This is a genomic window from Prevotella communis (assembly GCF_022024115.1).
GTDB classification, from domain to species: Bacteria; Bacteroidota; Bacteroidia; order Bacteroidales; family Bacteroidaceae; genus Prevotella; species Prevotella communis.
Map to the genome: position 1 here is coordinate 1,893,278 of NZ_CP091792.1, position 18,952 is coordinate 1,912,229.

The window sequence follows — 18,952 nt, forward strand, 5'->3', positions numbered from 1 at the left end:
TTACTAAACAAAACAACCAAAACTTATGAAAAAATTAATCATTTTGATGGCTGTAGCGCTTATCAGTGCTATGCAAGTGGATGCTCAAGAAAAAGTGTCCGAAAAAGAACTCGTTGGTGCATGGATGATGGATTCTATGCTTTATGATAACGGGAAGACCATTGCCTTTGGTCTGAAACAGGGCTACCGCCAGTTCAAGTATTACGGCCCCAAGGGCGAATATGCTGCTGCCGGAATCTCATTAAGAATGAAGGGCAGGGTGTTAATCGGTCTGGAAATCACACCACAAGAATATGGTGAATACACTTTCAAAGACGGTTGGTATTCTGAAATGGGCCGAAAAGCTACCAATGACGGTTTAAATCTCACAGACAAGAACACCTTTAAAGGAAGATGGCAGAATCATCTGGACGTATGGAAAAGAGCCCCTCTCTCTGACAAGACGGTAAAATACATCGTTGACTGCTGCAAGACAAAAAACATACCAACTGATATTAAACAAGATATCTTAAAGGAGATGTTTAGCGAATAACACCCCTCGATTCTCATTCGTTCTTCTAAATAAAAAACTTTCCATTCAATTTTGATGGAAAGTTTTTTTTACAATATTTCCCTTGCTATCCAAGCCGTGTTATGACATCAAGATTATAAAGTACAATTTCTTGTATCTGCTGTTTCCCTTCAATGTCAGCGCTACAGCGAAACGGAACTGATGAAGAAAGCATGGGGCTTCAGTAATATCTATAACAACGTGCCAAATTATCAGAAGGCAGAAGCGCGTCGGAGGGTGAAGAGCTACTTCAGTTGGGGTAACGGCCCCTATTACCGTTATCATCATGGAGAGAACAAACTGTCACCCCGTCAGCAGCAAGACATCATTTGACAATACCGAAGGATTGGCCTTCGATCATTACGAAATGGACTATGATTTCAGTTAAAGAATCATGTCGTTCATGCAAAAAGAGCCATAGCAAATAGCCTATTTACACGAAATTCATTGAATAATTTGGCATATCGGAAAAAAAAATGTAATTTTGCAACGTCTAAAATAATTCAATCAAATAAACAACTACTTTATGCGTAAAACTATTCTGGTCTTGATGACCCTGATGCCTGTGGCTTTAAATGCCCAGACATATGACTTTGACATGACAAAGCAGCAGCCTGTGTATAGCGATTCACAGGGATACGGTTACGACGTACTGCCTGCACCCGACAAGAAGAAGCCTGCGGAACCTTTCTATTTCAGCGTGAAGGTACCTGATGGCAATTACCTGGTAAAAGTGGTGCTGGGTGGTAAGAAAAATTCAAACACTACAGTACGTGCTGAAGGTCGCCGGCTGATGATGGACAACATCACCACCAAGAGGGCCAAGGACACGCAGGAAGTGTCTTTCACAGTCAACAAGCGCACACCGCTGATTGACGAGAAGAACCGCGTAAAGATTAAGGACCGCGAGAAGGCATATTTCACCTGGGACGACAAACTGACGCTGGAGTTCAATGGCGACATGCCTGCGGTAAAACATATTCACATTGAGAAGGCAGACGTGCCCACCATCTACCTCTGCGGCAATTCTACCGTTGTGGACCAGAACTACGAGCCCTGGGCCTCATGGGGACAGATGATTACCCGCTGGTTCGGTCCTGAGGTCGCTATCAGCAACCACGCGGAAAGCGGACTCACCGCACGCACGTTTATCGCCTCGAATCGTCTGGACAAAATCCTGACCACACTCAAGAAAGGCGACTATGTCTTCGTGGAGTTCGGTCATAATGACGAGAAAGAAAAGAAGCCCGGCGACGGTGCCTGGTACCACTACCAGTATCAACTGAAGATATTCGTTGACCAGGTACGCAAGAAGGGCGCAGACATTGTGTTCTGCACCCCCACACAACGCCGAGCCTTCAATGATGACAAGAAGACGCTGATGAATACGCACGGCGACTTCCCCGCAGCCATGAAGATGGTAGCCGAGAAGGAGAATGTGCCCCTGATAGACCTGAACAGTCTGACGAAGACATTCTTCGAGACATTGGGCTACGAGGACTCAAAACGCGCGCTGGTACATTATCCCAAGGAGATGTACGGACGCGAACTGGCAGACAATACCCACTTCAACCCTTATGGTGCCTACGAGGTGGCCAAGTGTGTGGTGATGGGTATGAAGCAGCTGAACCTGCCTGTTGTGCAGTACCTGCGTGCCGACTGGCAGGACTTCAACCCTGCGCAGCCTGATGACTGGAAGACCTTCAAATGGGCACCATCACGTATTTCTGAAAATGTAAAACCTGACGGCAATTAAGGATATGAAAAGAATTGTTTCTTCTATCGCCCTGGCCTCACTGGCGCTGACCATCAATGCACAGTCGTGGCCTACGGTCACACCAGAGGCCAAGCCTGGCACACGCTGGTGGTGGCTAGGATCTGCCGTCGACCAGGAGAACCTCAAATGGAATCTCTCTGAATATGGCAAACATGGCATCGGAGCCATCGAGATAACCCCACTCTACGGTGTTCAGGGTAATCAGCAGAATAATATCCCCTACCTCTCTGACAAATGGATGAGCATGCTGCGCTATACGATGACGCAGGCAGAGCGCAACGGTATTGAGGTGGATATGACGACCGGTACGGGATGGCCTTTCGGTGGTCCGTGGGTACCCTTGAAAGAGTCGGCTTGCCGGGTGGTCTTCGTAGAAAAAGACATCAACGGAACGGGCACAATCGACTTGTCGCCATCCGAGAAAGACGCCAAGAACGCCTTCCTGGAAAAGGTGATGCTCTATGAAAACGGACAGGCTCGTGACGTCACCCAGCAAGTTACCGGCAGCAACCTGACCTATCGCACATCGCAACAGGCCAAGTTGGTGGCTGTGTATATCAAATACGGCGTGATGCGCGTAAAACGAGCTGCGCCTGGCGGTGAGGGATTGGTCATCGACCATTTCGACAAGACAGCCGTGGCCAATTACCTGAAGCATATCGAGGAAGCCTTCGAACGTACGAAGACGCCCTACCCTCACACCTTCTTCAACGACTCCTACGAGGTGGCAGATGCCACTTGGACGCCAACGCTCCTGCAAGAATTCGAGAAACGTCGCGGCTACAAACTGGAGGAACATCTGCCGGAACTGATAGCCTATGAACCCAAGGTGCTGAGCGACTATCGCGAAACACTGGGTGACCTGTTGCTCGAGAATTTCACCAACCAATGGACGGCATGGGCCCACAAGCATGGGGCTATCACGCGCAATCAGGCCCACGGTTCTCCTGCCAACCTCATCGACTGCTATGCTGCGGTGGATATCCCTGAGATAGAAGGCTTCGGCCTGAGTGAGTTTGGTATCAAGGGCCTGCGTCAGGACAAGGGTAAGACGCGCAAGAACGACTCCGATTTCTCAATGTTGAAATATGCACCGTCGGCTGCACATATCTGTGGCAAGCCCTACACCTCCAGCGAGACCTTCACCTGGCTCACGGAACATTTCCGCACATCGTTGTCGCAACTCAAGCCCGACATCGACCTGATGTTCTGTGCAGGCGTCAACCATATGTTCTTCCACGGCACCTGCTACTCACCCAAGAACGACGAGTGGCCAGGGTGGAAGTTTTACGCCTCCATCGACATGAGTCCTACAAACAGTATCTGGCGCGATGCCCCCTACTTCATGGACTATGTGTCTCGCTGTCAGAGTTTTCTGCAGATGGGACAACCCGATAACGACTTCCTCGTTTATCTGCCCGTACGTGATATGTGGCAGAAAAATACGGGCAAACTCCTGATGCAGTTTTCTATTCATGCCATGGGCAAACTGGCTCCCGATTTCATCAAGAGTATCCTGGCTATCGACAAGGCCGGGTATGACTGTGACTATATCTCAGAACGACTGCTGATGGATACCAGGTGTGAGAACGGACAACTCATCACGCAGGGCGGCACAAGCTATAAGGGACTGATTATCCCCGGCAGCGGAAAGATGCCCGAGAACGTCAGACAGCACATCGAACAGCTCAAGGCTCAGGGTGCCCATATCATCTATGGCATCAACGAGAAAGAGATGGGCAAAGCGGCGAAGGCAGAAGCCATGAAGACCCAGCTGGGCCTGAAAGCTATCCGACGCAAGAATGCCAACGGTTACCATTATTTCATCGCCAACCTGAGTCCAAAGGATGTCTGTGAATACGTCTCATTACCAGTAGATTACGAAGAAGCCATTTGGTTCAATCCGCTCAACGGCGAACGTTATGCCGCCAGACAGGATGGCCGTCAGATTCTCATCAGTCTGCGTAGTGGTGAATCCATGATTCTGCAGACCTTCAACAAGAAAAGCCACTTCCAACAAGTGCCCCGTCTGGAGGATGAAGCTAAAGTACCAGTGAAGACCTACGACCTGAACGGCAAATGGACACTCTCGTTCGTTGACGAGGCACCTGCCGTAGGAAAGACCTACCAACTGGACAAACTCCAGACATGGGAGACCCTGGACGAGAAGACACGCGTCACGATGGGTACCGGTGTTTATACCACGCATCTCAACCTCAAGAAAAAGGACCTTGCAGATGCCCATGCATGGACCATCGATTTGGGCGATGTTCGTGAGTCGGCTCGCGTCTATATCAACAATCAGTTTGTTGGTTGCGCCTGGAGTGTGCCCTATGTGCTCAACTGCAGCAACGTGCTGAAAGAGGGCGACAACCTGATTCGTATTGAGGTGACCAATCTGCCCGCCAACCGTATCAGCGACCTCGACAAGAAGGGCGTGAAATGGCGCAAGATGGAAGAGATCAATGTCGTGGATATCAATTACAAGAAAACAACATACGACGAGTGGGCTCCCGTAGAAAGTGGCCTTCACTCAAACGTAGCAATTATTAAATATTAAATATCATGTCAGAAAACAGCAATGAACATCACCACCATCATCACCACCATCATAAGGAAGATGATGCAACACGTTTCAAAAGAGAAGCGCTGAACTCCATCCGCATGAAAAAACTGATTGCAAAATGGGCATTCAGAATCCTCTGCGTGATTGCAGCCATCATGGTGATTGCAGCCGTTGTGGTGAACCACCTCTGATTTAATGGAGGTAGAAAGGAGCAGTTAAATCTGCGTACCATGAAGAGCGTAGGCCGGGAGCGTCTTCTATAAGACCAACTCCTGTGTCTATCGACTCACAACTATGAAGAGCAAAAGTTAAGAGAAGACGCTTTGGCTGCTTGCGAGGCGTTGTCTGGACCGACCATTCTCTGTGCAGGAAGAAACCATTCATGGCAGCCTCCTCAAATACCCTGTTTCTATAATCGTAAGGCACTACAAGAGAGAAGATCCCCCGTTCTGTCAGGAGTGATTTGACGGCCTTAAACAAGCTGGCATACGACAGACTTGTGTCGTGACGTGCCTGCGAGCGCAAGTTGTCAGGACACGTCAGCGACTGTTCAAAGAAAGGCGGATTAGATACGATACAGTCGTATTGTCCCTCAAACTGGCACACATCCGCTTCCAGGATAGTGATCCTGTCGACAAACGGCGACGCCATGACATTCTCGCGGGCCTGTTCTACGGCCGACGGTACGATGTCAATCCCCGTTACCTGGGCATCCGGAAAACGCTGTGCCATCATGATGGCTATCAGTCCCGTTCCAGTACCGATATCCAGAATCCGCCGGCCACCATCCGCCCATGCTCCAAGCAGCGTACCGTCCGTACCCACTTTCATCGCACATTTCCCTTGGAAAACAGTAAATTTTTTGAACTTAAAATAGTCGTTTGCCATATTTAGGGCACAAAGTTATACATTTTTTGTTAATTATCCACCATCCTTACTTAAAATATCAATTTTAATTCGTACCTTTGCAAACGAATTATGGAGTTTAAAATTAAGATGAGTGACAATCAGTTTAGCAATAAGTCTATCTCGATGATAGCCGATATTGAAGGTGATTTTACAGACATGATAAACACCGAAATGCCTTCGGAATTACCTATACTTCCCGTTAGAAATATCGTTTTATTCCCTGGTGTCGTATGGCCCATCCTGCTTGGACGTGCTTCAAGCATGAAACTGGCTCGTCAGGCCGAGAAGAATGGCGAGGTCATCGGTGTGGTGTGCCAGCGTGATCCGGATATTGAGGTGCCCACCTATGACGACCTGTATGAATATGGCGTATCTGCAAAGATTGTGAAGCAGTTCACCCTGCCTGGTGGCAACACCACCGTCATCGTGCAGGCCCAGAGCCGTTTCCATCTGGACAGACTGACCAAGGAGAAGCCTTTCCTCAAAGGAGAAGTGACCCCTATGCCAGACCTGCATCCCGACAAGCACGACCGCGAGTGGAAGACTGCCGTTGACGACCTGCGCCGCATGGCCGAGGAATATATCTCGATGGTTGACGAGATGAGCGATGAGGCTACTTTTGCCATCCGCAACATCCACAACGACGAGATGATGCTGAGTTTCGTCTGCGCCAATATGCCTTTCACTATCCAGGAGAAAATCAAGTTGCTTGGCGTGGAGACCGTCAAGGAGCGCCTCTTTGGCGCCATGAAGGCCCTGAACCGCGAGATCAACCTGCAGAAGTTGAAGACCGACATCCGCAACAAAACCCGCGAGGATATCGACGAGCAGCAGAAAAACTACTTCCTCCAGCAGCAGATCAAGAACCTGCAGGCCGAGATGGGCAACCAGCAGCAGCCAGAGAAAGCAGAACTTTTACGTAAGGCCAGGAACAAGAAATGGCCTGACGAGATAGCACGCATTTTCTACAAAGAGGCCGACAAGCTGGACAACTTCCAGCCCCAGAGCCCTGATTTCAACGTGCAGTTGAACTATCTGCAGACGTTTGTATCGCTGCCTTGGGGTGAATATACCAAGGACGACCTGAACCTGCAGCGTGCCCAGAAGATCCTGGACCACGACCACTACGGCATGGAGAAGGTGAAGGAGCGCATCCTGGAATATATGGCCGTACTCTCCCTGCGTGGCGACCTGAAGAGTCCTATCCTCTGTCTCTATGGCCCTCCGGGAGTTGGTAAGACCTCTCTTGGAAAGTCTATTGCCGAGGCCATGAAGCGCAAGTATGTGCGCGTATCGCTGGGCGGTCTGCACGATGAGGCCGAGATCCGTGGCCACCGTCGCACCTATATCGGTGCCATGCCCGGCCGTATCATCAAGAGCATTCAGAAGGCCGGTTCCAGCAACCCCGTCTTCATTCTCGACGAGATCGACAAGGTGACACAGAACACCATCAATGGCGACCCCTCTTCTGCCCTCCTCGAAGTACTCGACCCCGAGCAGAACACGGCTTTCCATGATAACTATCTGGATGTGGACTATGACCTGTCGAAGGTGATGTTCATCGCCACCGCCAACAACCTCTCAACGATTCCCCGTCCACTGCTCGACCGTATGGAGATTATCGAGGTGAGCGGATATATCACTGAGGAGAAGATTGAGATTGCCAAGCGCCATCTGATTCCCCGTGAACTGGACAATACCGGTTTGAAGACCCTGTCGGAGAAACCTAAGTTCAGCAAGGCCACCATCGAGAAGATCATCGAGCAGTACACTCGCGAGAGCGGCGTGCGCCAGTTGGAGAAGCAGATCAACAAAGCCATGCGCAAACTGGCTTATAAACGTCAGGTGGAAGACAGTCTCGTGAACTGGAAGATTACCCCCGAGTCATTGGAGGATCTGTTGGGCAAACCACCCTTCTACCGCGATATCTACCAGGGCAACGAGTATGCCGGTGTGGTCACAGGACTGGCCTGGACCAGCGTAGGTGGCGAGATTCTCTTCATCGAGACCTCGCTCTCAAAGGGTAAGGGTTCCAAGCTGACGCTGACTGGTAACCTGGGCGACGTGATGAAGGAGTCGGCCGTGCTGGCGCTCGAGTATGTCAAGGCCCATGCCGACAAGCTGGGTATCGACTATCGTATCTTTGATAACTGGAACATCCATATCCACGTGCCCGAGGGTGCCACGCCCAAGGATGGTCCTTCGGCTGGTATCACCATCGCCACCTCTATCGCCTCTGCGCTGACCCAGCGTAAGGTCCGCAAGAACACGGCGATGACCGGCGAGATAACCCTTCGCGGCAAGGTACTCCCCGTGGGTGGTATCAAGGAGAAGATCCTGGCCGCCAAGCGTGCCGGTATTACCGATATCGTGATGTGCCAGGAGAACGAGAAGGATATCCTCGAGATTCCTGAGATGTACCTGAAGGGCGTACAGTTCCACTATGTAGAGAACGTACAGGACGTGTGGAATTTCGCACTCTCCGACGAGATTGTGGACAACCCTCTGAAGTTTGAGATTGAAGAGGAAAAAGATAAAGACAAGAGCAAATGACATTCGAACTGCAACATACAGACCCATACAGTAGTGCCCGCGCAGGCATTATCACCACTGACCACGGACAGATCAAGACGCCAATCTTCATGCCCGTTGGTACCTGTGGTAGCGTGAAGGGTGTTCATTTCTCTGAACTCCGTGAACAGGTGAAGGCACAGATCATCCTGGGCAACACCTACCACCTGTATCTGCGCCCGGGTCTCGACACCCTGCGTAAGGCCGGTGGCCTGCATAAGTTCAACACATGGGACCGTCCTATCCTGACCGACTCGGGTGGTTTCCAGGTCTTCTCCCTGACCGGTATCCGAAAGTTGCGCGAGGAGGGATGCGAGTTCCGTAGTCATATCGACGGTTCCAAGCATATCTTCACCCCTGAGAATGTGATGGATACCGAGCGTATCATCGGTGCCGATATCATGATGGCGCTCGATGAGTGTCCTCCGGGCGAGAGCGACTATCAGTATGCCAAGAACTCCCTGGGACTGACCCAGCGCTGGCTCGACCGTTGTATCAAGCGTTTCAACGAGACCGAACCGCTCTATGGTCATCGCCAGACCCTCTTCCCCATCGTTCAGGGCTGTAAGTATAAGGACCTCAGACAGGATGCCGCCAAACATGTGGTCGACCGTCTGGGTATGCTCAACGATGGTGGTGGCGCCTCTATTGGCGGACTGGCCGTTGGCGAACCTACCGAGGTGATGTACGAGATGATTGAGGTGGTCAACGAGATCCTGCCCAAGGACCGTCCCCGCTATCTGATGGGCGTGGGCACACCCCAGAATATCCTGGAAGCCATTGAGCGCGGTGTGGATATGTTCGACTGCGTGATGCCTACCCGTAATGGCCGTAACGCCATGCTCTTCACCTATCAGGGCACGATGAACCTGCGCAACAAGAAGTGGGAACAGGACTTCTCGCCTATCGATCCCGACGGTTGCGACATCGACCGTCTGCACACCAAGGCCTACCTGCACCACCTCTTCAAGGCTCAGGAACTGCTGGCCCTGCAGATAGCCAGTATCCATAACCTGGCGTTCTATCTCCGACTGGTTACCGATGCCCGTCAGCATATTGAGCAGGGTGACTTCACCCAGTGGAAACGTTCAGTCATTAATGATTTAGGTCGCAGAATATGAAGAATCTATTGGCACGTATCTTTCCGCGACTGGATCGCTATATTATCAGTAAGTTCATAGGTACTTATATCTATTCTATCATACTGATAATCAGTATTAGTATAGTATTCGACTTCAACGAGAACTTAAACAAGTTTGCCACGTATCACGCACCTTGGACGGCTATCGTTTTCGACTACTATGCCAACTTCGTGCCATACTTTGCCAACCTCTTCTCGCCCCTGTTTGTCTTTATTGCCGTCATCTTCTTCACGTCAAAGTTGGCCGGCAATTCCGAGATCATCGCCATGCTCTCGGCAGGTGCCAGTTTCAAGCGCTTGTTGCGCCCCTACATGTTCTCTGCTGCTATTATTGCCGCCGTCAACTTCTACCTGGGCGCCTACGTCATTCCCCATGGCAACGTGGTGCGACTGAATTTCGAGACGCAGTATAAGAACAAGCGCCGTGTCACCTCAGCCAGTAATGTGCAGTTGCAGGTGGCACCCAATGTGATTGCCTATCTGCAGCAATACGACAATACCACCCGCCGCGGCTATGGCTTCTCGCTCGACCATTTCGAGGACAAGAAACTGGTGAGTCATATGACGGCCAACGTGATTCAGTATGACACCATCTCCGATTCCCGATACCATTGGAAGGCCTTGAACTACAAGATTCGTACGCTGAAGGGACTGCGCGAGAAGATTCAGACGGGCACGGAGATCGACACGATGATTATGATGGAGCCGATGGACCTGATATTCAATACCGACCAGCAGGAGACGTTCACCTCGCCCGAACTGAAACGCTATATCTCCAAGCAGCAGGAGCGCGGCTCGCAGAATGTGATACAGTATGAGGTGGAGTACCACAAGCGCATAGCCACCTCGTTTGCATCCTTTATCCTCACCTTGATAGGTGCCTCCCTCTCTGCCCGCAAGCGCAAGGGCGGCATGGGACTCTCTCTCGGCATCGGCCTGGCTCTGTCGTTCTCGTATATCCTCTTGCAGACCATCAGCGCCACCTTTGCTATCAATGCCGGCATGCCTGCTCTCCTGGCAGCATGGATTCCCAATATGATTTTCGCCGTCATAGCATACTTCTGCTATCGACTGGCACCAGATTAAAAATTGAAATTGACAATTAGATGACATTTGAAGAAACATATCTCAACGATAATATCCTTGATGCGCTGTACGACATGCACTTCGAGGAGATGACACCCATTCAGGAGCGATGCATCCCCGAAATCCTTGATGGTCACGACGTGCTGGGCGTAGCTCAGACGGGTACTGGTAAGACAGCCGCCTATCTGTTGCCTATTCTCTCCATGCTCGACGACGGCGGATTCCCCGAGGATGCCATCAACTGTATTGTGATGTCGCCCACCCGCGAACTGGCCCAGCAGATTGACCAGTCGATGGAGGGCTTTTCCTACTACCTGGAGAATGTGAGCAGCATCGCCGTCTATGGCGGTAACGACGGTTCGCGTTTCGACCAGGAGATTAAGAGTCTGCGTGGCGGTGCCCCTGTGGTCATTGCTACCCCCGGCCGCCTGCTCAGTCACCTGAAGGTGGGCAACCTCGACCTCTCGCGTACATCCTTCTTTGTATTAGACGAGGCCGACCGTATGCTCGACATGGGATTCATGGAGGACATCCTGCAAATCAACAAGCTGTTGCCCGACACCTGTCAGAAGGTGATGTTCTCGGCCACCATGCCCGACAAGATCCGCGAGCTGGCCGTATCGCTGCTGAAGAATCCCGTGGAGGTGAAGCTCAAGGTGAGCCGTCCTGCCGAGAAGATCCACCAGATGGCCTATATCTGTTACGAACCCCAGAAGGTGCGTATCATCGAGGATATCTTCAAGAAGGGCGACCTGAAGCGCGTCATTATCTTCTGTGGCAAGAAAGAAAAGGTGAAGGAGATCAACCGCACCCTTCAGAAGATGAAGATCAACTGTGCCCCGATGCACTCCGACCTCACCCAGCAGGAACGCGACGACGTGATGTATCGCTTCAAGGCCGGACAGGTGGATGTGCTGGTGGCAACCGACATTGTGGCACGAGGCATTGATATCGACGATATCGGTATGGTTATCAACTACGACGTGCCCCATGACAGCGAGGACTACGTACACCGCATCGGTCGTACGGCACGTGCTGCCCGCGATGGTGAGGCCATCACCTTTGTGAGCGATGCCGATTTCCGCTTCTTCAAGCCCATCGAGCATTTCCTGCAGAAGGATATCGAGAAGCTCCCCTTGCCCGAAGGACTGGGCGAAGGTCCCGACTATGCGACCTACAAGAGCAACAAGCCAAAGAAGTCGCACGGCTCCCATAAGTCCCGCAAGCCCCATAGAGGTGGCCATAAGGGTCATTCCTCTGGCACGCAATTTGCAGGAAAGCCTTCAAACCAACAGAAAGAAAGGAAGTAAATGACAAGTCAATTTTCACCAAAAGTCTCAGAGATACTCGCCTTTTCACGTGAAGAGGCCGCACGCCTGTCAAGCACCAGCGTGACCCCGGAACATCTCCTTCTGGGCATGATGCGACAGAACGACGGTCCTGTGAGCGATGTATTCAAAAGACTGAATATCAACAAAGAAGACATCAAATTCTCCCTGGAGATGAATGTGCAGCAGAGTGAAGGATTCATTCACCCTGAGAACCCGGATAATCTGGAGCTCAACGATAACGCATCCAACATCCTGAAGCTGGCCGTTCTCGAGGCCCGCCTGCAGCACGTAGAGTCTGTAGACCTGCAGCACGTGCTGTTGGCTATCCTGCACGACCGTGGTAACAACGGTGCCAGGAAGGTGTTGGAAGAGCACAATATGAACTACGACAACGTGCAGGATATCCTGAAGCCAAAGGATGTCCAGAATCCGACACAGACACCACAGGCGTCACAGCCTGCTCCGACGCCCCAGCCCCAGGATGCCCTGATGCTGCCCGAGGACGACGAGGAAGAGTCTCTGTACAAAAAGAATGAGCGAACCTCCAACACCACCACCGACAAGCCCAAGGAGAAATCAAAGACTCCCGTACTTGATAATTTCTCTACCGACCTGACGAAGGCTGCCCTCGACGGCAAACTCGACCCATGTGTCGGTCGTGAACAGGAGATACAGCGCGTGATGGAGATTCTGGGTCGCCGCAAGAAGAATAACCCCATCCTGATTGGCGAGCCCGGTGTGGGCAAGAGTGCCATCGTGGAGGGACTGGCCCAGCTCATTGCCCAGCGCAAGTGCTCACCCATGTTCTTCAACAAGCGGATTGTGAGCCTCGACATGACGGGCGTCGTGGCAGGTACCAAGTACCGCGGACAGTTTGAGGAGCGTATCCGTGCCCTGCTCAAGGAGATTGAACAGAACCCCAATATCATCGTCTTCATCGACGAGATCCACACCATCATCGGTGCCGGCAGCACGCCTGGCAGTATGGATGCTGCCAATATCATGAAACCTGCGCTGGCACGCGGCACTATCCAGTGTATTGGTGCCACCACGCTCGACGAGTACCGCAACAGCATTGAGAAGGACGGAGCCCTGGAGCGCCGTTTCCAAAAGGTGCTCGTAGAACCTACCAATGTGGAGCAGACCCTGCAGATTCTCTATAATGTCAAGGACCGCTACGAGGAGCACCATCATGTAACCTTTACCGATGATGCCATCCGCGCATGTGTCACTTTGACAGAGCGTTATATCACCGACCGAGCCCAGCCCGACAAGGCTATCGACGCCATGGACGAGACTGGCGCGCGCGTACATTTAAAGAATGCGCAGATTCCACCTGAAATCGAGGCTATCGAGAAGCAGTTGGACGAGGTGAAAAACAAGAAGCACGAGGCTGTGGTCAATCAGAACTACGAACTGGCAGCCAGCTATCGCGATAACCAGGTGCAACTGGAACAGCAGTTGGCCGAGGTGCAGAGAACCTGGACAGAGGACAATAACGAGAAACGTCAGACGGTAACTGAAGCCGAGGTCTCTGACGTGGTATCGATGATGACCGGCATCCCCGTGCAGCGTATGGCCGAGAACGAGGGTGTGCGCCTGAAGAATATGGCACCCACGCTCAAGTCGTGCGTCATTGCCCAGGATAATGCCATCGACAAGATGGTGAAGGCTATCCAGCGCAACCGTGTGGGCCTGAAAGCCCCCAACCATCCCATCGGCGCCTTCATGTTCCTTGGTCCTACGGGTGTGGGTAAGACCTACCTCGCCAAGAAACTTGCAGAACAGATGTTTGGCTCTGCCGATGCCCTGATTCGTGTGGACATGAGCGAATATACCGAGTCCTTCAACGTGTCGCGCCTCATTGGTGCGCCTCCGGGCTATGTAGGTTATGAGGAGGGCGGACAGCTCACCGAGCGCGTGCGCCGCAAGCCCTACTCTATCGTGCTGCTCGACGAGATTGAGAAGGCCCACGGCAACGTGTTCAACCTCCTGTTGCAGGTGCTCGACGAAGGACGCCTGACCGATGGCAACGGCCGTTTCGTGGACTTCCGCAACACGGTGATTATCATGACCTCCAATGCCGGCACCCGCCAGCTCAAGGAGTTTGGCAACGGCATCGGCTTCACCGCCTCCACCTTTGGTCTGAATATGAACGAGAAAGACCGCGAGCACGCCCGCAGCATCGTGCAGAAGGCCCTCTCAAAACAGTTCTCGCCCGAGTTCCTCAACCGTCTCGACGAGATCATCACCTTCGACCAGCTCGACCTCGACGCCATCAAGCGTATCATCGACGTCGAACTGAAAAGTGTCTTTAAGCGCATCGGCGACATGGGCTACCAGATTCAGCTCAGCGATGCCGCTAAGGAATTTGTGGCCACCAAGGGCTATGACGTGCAGTTTGGTGCACGTCCCCTGAAGCGTGCCATCCAGAACTATATCGAGGACGGTATCTGCGAACTGATCCTTGCCGACACCATTTCCCAGGGCGACACCATCGCTATCGACAAGCATCCTGAGAAAGAGGAACTGAAATTTGAAGTATTAAAAAACAAAGTTAGTAGAAAAGAAACGAAATGATTACAGTAACCAATCTGGCGATTCAATTTGGTAAGAAGGTTCTCTACAAGGACGTGAACCTGAAGTTTACAAGTGGTAACATCTACGGCATCATCGGTGCCAACGGTGCCGGTAAGTCTACCCTGCTCCGTGCTATCAGCGGAGAGCTGGAGCCCAACAAGGGTACTATCGAGATGCTGCCTGGCGAGCGCATGAGTGTGCTTGAGCAGGACCACTTCAAATACGATGAATTCTCTGTGATGAACACGGTGCTGATGGGACATCAACCACTGTGGGAGAATATGAAGGAGCGCGAGGCCCTCTATGCCAAGCCCGAAATGAGCGAGGAGGATGGCGTGCGCGCAGCTGAACTGGAGATGGCGTTTGCCGAGATGAACGGCTGGGAAGCCGAGAGCGAGGCAGCCCAACTACTTCAGAACCTGGGTATCAAGGAAGATATGCACTATGCACAAATGTCAGATATCTCTAATAATGAGAAGGTACGTGTGATGCTGGCTAAGGCCCTCTTTGGCCACCCCGACAACCTGTTGCTCGACGAGCCCACCAACGACCTCGACCTCGACACCGTGCAGTGGCTTGAGGAGTACCTCAGCGGCCTGGAGCAGTGTGTGCTCGTGGTCTCTCACGACCGTCACTTCCTCGATGCCGTCTCTACCCAGACCGTAGATATCGACTTCGGCAAGGTGACCCTCTTCTCTGGTAACTACTCCTTCTGGTACGAGTCCAGTCAGCTGGCTCTGCGCCAGGCCCAGAACCAGAAGATGAAGGCCGAGGAGAAGCGCAAGCAGCTCGAGGAATTCATCCGTCGTTTCTCTGCCAACGTGGCAAAATCAAAGCAAACCACTTCTCGAAAGAAGATGCTCGAAAAGCTTAATGTTGAGGAGATTACACCCTCTACACGTAAGTATCCCGGCATCATCTTCCAGATGGAGCGCGAGCCTGGTACACAGATTCTCGAGGTAGAAGGACTGAAGGCCGTAGATGCCGATGGCACCGTCCTCTTCGACAACGTGAACTTCACCATCGAGAAGGGTCAGAAGACCGTGTTCCTGTCTCACAACCCCAAGGCTATGACCGCCCTCTTCGAGATTATCAATGGCAACCGTGAGGCCCAGGCCGGTACCTATAAGTGGGGTGTTACCATCACCACCGCCTACCTGCCCCTCGACAATACCGATTTCTTCCAGAGCGAGATGAACCTCGTCGACTGGCTCAGCCAGTGGGGACCCGGCAACGAAGTCACCATGAAGTCGTTCCTCGGTCGTATGCTCTTCAAGGAAGAGGACGTGCTGAAGCATGTCAACGTGCTCAGCGGTGGTGAGAAGATGCGTTGTATGATTGCCCGCATGCAGTTGAAGAATGCCAACTGTCTGATTCTCGACACCCCCACCAACCACCTCGACCTGGAGTCTATTCAGGCCTTCAACAACAACCTGATCCAGTTCAAGGGCAACATCCTCTTTGCCTCTCACGACCACGAGTTCATCAATACCGTGGCCGACCGCATCATCGAGCTCACGCCTAAGGGCACCATCGACAAGCTCATGAGCTATGATGACTATATCTACGACGAGGCCATCAAGGAGCAGAAAGCCAAGATGTACGAATAATATTATTCCCCTATCCACTATACAAATGCAGCTACATTCCAAAGTGTTTGTAGCTGCTATTATTATAGCAATGAAGATTATTCATGTGGACATGGACCAGTTCTTTGCGGCTGTAGAACAGCGTGACAATCCAGAACTGAAAGGCAAGCCAATAGCTGTTGGCCACGATGCAGAGCGTGGTGTGGTCTCAACAGCAAGCTATGAGGCACGTCGTTTCGGCGTTCATTCTGCCCAGTCCATACAGGTGGCCAAAAGACTCTGTCCGCAGCTCATCATCGTGGAACCGCATTTCCAGCGGTATAAGGAGGTGTCGGTGCAGTTACATGGAATATTTCACGATTATACGGATCTCATCGAACCAATCTCGCTTGACGAGGCATTCCTTGATGTGACGGAGAATAAGAAAGGAATTGATTTGGGTGTTGAGATAGCAAGGGAAATCAAGCAGCGCATTTTGGAGACGACAGGACTGACTGCCTCTGCTGGCGTGAGTTACTGCAAGTTCCTGGCAAAAATTGCCTCTGACTGGCGTAAACCGGATGGCTTGACAGTTATCCATCCTGACCGGGCTTTGGATTTCATCGCTCAACTGAAGGTGGAGAAGATTTGGGGTGTTGGCAACAAGACGGCTGAGAAGATGCACCGCATGGGCATCTTTACCGGAGCAGACTTGAGAAAGGTGTCACTTGCTCGTTTGAATCAGGAATTTGGTAAGATGGGCAGCGTGTTCCACGATTTTGCCAACGGCATTGATACACGCCCCGTCATATCTGAATGGGAGCGCAAATCGGTCAGCTGTGAACGGACTTTTGAGAAGGATATCTTCGACAATGCTGCTGTCACCATCCATCTGTATCATACAGTCCTGGAGCTAGTACGCCGAATTGAGAAGGCTGACTTTGAAGGGCATACCTTGACACTCAAAGTAAAATTCCAAGACTTTCAGCAAATCACACGCAGCGTAACTGTTGATTATATCCTCAGGACAAAGGAAGATATTCTTCCATTGGCTAAACAACTGATGGGCGATGTAGAATTTCATTCGCATCCCATCCGTTTGTTAGGACTAGGAGTAGCCAACCAAAAGTCTTCAACTGTTCACGAGGATCCCCGTTGGGTGGAACTTGAACTAGAGTTCGAACCGTGGCCAGAGGCTTAGTGCCATTCCATATATTAACAAGAATCCCTGGCCTGCTAAGCAAGTCAGGGATTTACTTTTGTCAGGTCCAAACCTCATAGCCTTAAGCTAATCATTTTTTCTGGAATCTTTCACCAACGAAGCCTTGTCCAACCTCGCCTGCAATGAGGTCAAAATGCTGAAATACAGGTGGTGTTGGAGATAAATCATAATAGTCCATCTCTGCTATTGGCAGACAAAAGTATTCCATCTGGTCATAGCTCGTATAGAGTCGTGAAAGCACATCGTTATGCTCGTAGATCCACCGCTTTACATCATCATCCACATTAAAGTTCACCATCCCTGAACACCGAACAGAGATATTACCTTCATAGGCCAGTATTTCAACATTGGGATTCTGGCGTAACTCGTGCCAAACGGCTTTCTTGGCAGAAGTAGCAAAGTAAAGCACATGCCCTTCCTGCTTCATAATCTGGAAGATGCGTAACTTTGGCAGATTGCCCTCGCTGGTTGCAAGGGCAATCTCTTTGTGGTCTTTCAGAAACTGAATAGCTTTGTCGAACATCTCGCTTACCATTTCAGTTCTTCCTGCAGGATGACACCATCGGTCATGGGGCTGTCAGCCTCGGTGAAGGCATTGGCCTTGTACTGGATGCAGAGCATAGTCAGGTTCTCGCTGCCCGTGTTCTTCAGCGCACGCTTGCCATCGGGAGCGACGCGGATGATGGTGCCCTCGCTGACAGGGAAGATCTCACCATCCACCTGATACTGGCCTTCACCCTTCAGGATAATGTAAAGTTCCTCGTGAGTCTTGTGGGTGTGCAGGAAACCGCTGTCCTGACCAGGAACGAGTGTCTGGAAACTCAGTTCGCTGCCTGTAGCACCTACGGCCTGACCTGCGAACACCTTGCCCTGAATGGTTACGTTCGGTCCCATGGGGAGCACGTGCTCGATAATCTCACTCATCTTACCTACGCTTACTGCGCTGAAATTCTTTCCACTCTTAATTGTTTCAATCTGTTTCATAATTCTTATTCGTTTAAAATGTTATTTATTCGATTTCGAGTGCAAAGGTATGACAAGAATTTCACTTCCACAAGAAGGCACTTTTTGGTACCATAGTTACCAAAAAGTAGGAATTAGGATGTTATCGGACTCCCGTGAATGTAGCGTTAACTTAGATTAACTAAGTATAATTTGGTAATTCAGTAACTATTGGTTACTTTTGCATTAAAATCATGAATTATGGCAGATATCAAAGCTGAGTATTTAGCCTGTCCTATCAGGCAAGTAGTGAGTCGTTTCGGCGACAAGTGGTCCATGCTGGTGCTCTACATGCTTCACACCAGCGAGACTGGTGTATTGCGCTTTAACGAGATCCGTCGTCTGATGTCGGACTGCTCTCAGAAGATGCTTTCGCAGACGCTGAAGAATCTGGAGCAGAGTCATCTCGTTCATCGTAAGGTCTATCCGGAGGTTCCACCCCGAGTGGAGTATTCCCTGACAGAGACAGGCAAATCGCTGATGCCAGCACTTACGGCTCTGATAGCTTGGGGCAAGGAGCATTTCAATGAAGTGGTAACAGATTAAAAGTTACAGATAGAGTATTATGACTGACTACAACTCAATCTGGCGCACGCAGGACGAGATAAGGACAAAAGCCCTGGCCTGCAAAGCAAGTCAGGGTTTTACT

The 18,952-nt window shown here is 51.2% G+C and carries 15 protein-coding genes and 1 pseudogene; 13 read left to right on the forward strand and 3 right to left on the reverse strand.

Translation table 11 applies throughout. The features are described from left to right. The first annotated feature begins 25 nt into the window (after window positions 1–25). The 5 genes and pseudogenes from L6468_RS07665 to L6468_RS07685 all read left to right on the forward strand — a co-directional run bounded on the left by L6468_RS07665 (window position 26) and on the right by L6468_RS07685 (window position 5,084). Window positions 26–532 (forward strand): hypothetical protein, encoded by a 507-nt coding sequence (locus L6468_RS07665; RefSeq protein ID WP_237792817.1) that lies wholly within the window; start codon window positions 26–28, stop codon window positions 530–532. A 156-nt stretch (window positions 533–688) separates the two neighbouring features. After that, window positions 689–883: pseudogene (locus L6468_RS07670) on the forward strand (DUF6078 family protein); the annotation flags it as partial. Window positions 884–1,076: 193 nt separating this feature from the next. Next, entirely contained in the window at window positions 1,077–2,306 is a 1,230-nt protein-coding gene (locus tag L6468_RS07675) for a rhamnogalacturonan acetylesterase (protein ID WP_091818623.1), read from the forward strand. A 4-nt stretch (window positions 2,307–2,310) separates the two neighbouring features. Then, entirely contained in the window at window positions 2,311–4,887 is a 2,577-nt protein-coding gene (locus tag L6468_RS07680; RefSeq protein ID WP_237792819.1) for a glycosyl hydrolase, read from the forward strand. A 5-nt stretch (window positions 4,888–4,892) separates the two neighbouring features. Continuing rightward, window positions 4,893–5,084, forward strand: a complete 192-nt coding sequence (locus L6468_RS07685; RefSeq protein WP_091818621.1) for a hypothetical protein — start codon at window positions 4,893–4,895, stop codon at window positions 5,082–5,084. 1 nt (window position 5,085) lies between these two features. Here the strand turns inward: L6468_RS07685 and L6468_RS07690 are convergent, their stop codons facing one another. Further along, window positions 5,086–5,781 (reverse strand): tRNA1(Val) (adenine(37)-N6)-methyltransferase, encoded by a 696-nt coding sequence (locus tag L6468_RS07690; RefSeq protein WP_237792820.1) that lies wholly within the window; start codon window positions 5,779–5,781, stop codon window positions 5,086–5,088. A 90-nt stretch (window positions 5,782–5,871) separates the two neighbouring features. Here L6468_RS07690 and lon point away from each other — a divergent pair, with 90 nt between their 5' ends. The 7 genes from lon to dinB all read left to right on the forward strand — a co-directional run bounded on the left by lon (window position 5,872) and on the right by dinB (window position 17,280). Beyond that, the gene (gene lon / locus L6468_RS07695) at window positions 5,872–8,355 is read left to right on the forward strand and encodes an endopeptidase La (RefSeq protein ID WP_237792821.1); all 2,484 of its coding nucleotides are present in this window, start codon (window positions 5,872–5,874) and stop codon (window positions 8,353–8,355) included. Beyond that, complete coding sequence (tgt, locus tag L6468_RS07700; RefSeq protein WP_091818619.1) at window positions 8,352–9,494, forward strand: tRNA guanosine(34) transglycosylase Tgt; 1,143 nt, start codon at window positions 8,352–8,354, stop codon at window positions 9,492–9,494. Before lon ends, tgt begins: the two co-directional genes overlap by 4 nt. Then, entirely contained in the window at window positions 9,491–10,600 is a 1,110-nt protein-coding gene (locus tag L6468_RS07705) for an LptF/LptG family permease (protein WP_091818618.1), read from the forward strand. Before tgt ends, L6468_RS07705 begins: the two co-directional genes overlap by 4 nt. Window positions 10,601–10,620: 20 nt before the next feature. Next, window positions 10,621–11,910: a DEAD/DEAH box helicase gene (locus L6468_RS07710; RefSeq protein WP_237792822.1), complete on the forward strand. Its 1,290-nt coding sequence runs from the start codon at window positions 10,621–10,623 to the stop codon at window positions 11,908–11,910. Continuing rightward, complete coding sequence (locus tag L6468_RS07715) at window positions 11,911–14,511, forward strand: ATP-dependent Clp protease ATP-binding subunit (RefSeq protein ID WP_237792823.1); 2,601 nt, start codon at window positions 11,911–11,913, stop codon at window positions 14,509–14,511. Further along, a complete protein-coding gene (locus tag L6468_RS07720) occupies window positions 14,508–16,121 on the forward strand; it encodes an ABC-F family ATP-binding cassette domain-containing protein (protein ID WP_237792824.1) in 1,614 nt (537 codons plus the stop codon). The genes L6468_RS07715 and L6468_RS07720 overlap by 4 nt, the downstream gene beginning before the upstream one ends. Window positions 16,122–16,191: 70 nt before the next feature. Beyond that, complete coding sequence (dinB, locus tag L6468_RS07725) at window positions 16,192–17,280, forward strand: DNA polymerase IV (RefSeq protein WP_237792825.1); 1,089 nt, start codon at window positions 16,192–16,194, stop codon at window positions 17,278–17,280. 91 nt (window positions 17,281–17,371) lie between these two features. On the opposite strand, the gene L6468_RS07730 is transcribed toward dinB, so the two are convergent. Continuing rightward, window positions 17,372–17,836 carry a pyridoxamine 5'-phosphate oxidase family protein gene (locus L6468_RS07730; protein ID WP_237792826.1) on the reverse strand — a complete coding sequence of 155 codons (465 nt, stop codon included), beginning with the start codon at window positions 17,834–17,836 and terminating at the stop codon, window positions 17,372–17,374. Further along, on the reverse strand, window positions 17,830–18,285 hold the full coding sequence (locus L6468_RS07735; RefSeq protein WP_237792827.1) for a cupin domain-containing protein: 456 nt from the start codon (window positions 18,283–18,285) through the stop codon (window positions 17,830–17,832). Before L6468_RS07735 ends, L6468_RS07730 begins: the two co-directional genes overlap by 7 nt. Before the next feature lie 219 nt (window positions 18,286–18,504). Here L6468_RS07735 and L6468_RS07740 point away from each other — a divergent pair, with 219 nt between their 5' ends. Then, entirely contained in the window at window positions 18,505–18,849 is a 345-nt protein-coding gene (locus tag L6468_RS07740; RefSeq protein ID WP_027455668.1) for a winged helix-turn-helix transcriptional regulator, read from the forward strand. Window positions 18,850–18,952 lie beyond the last annotated feature (103 nt).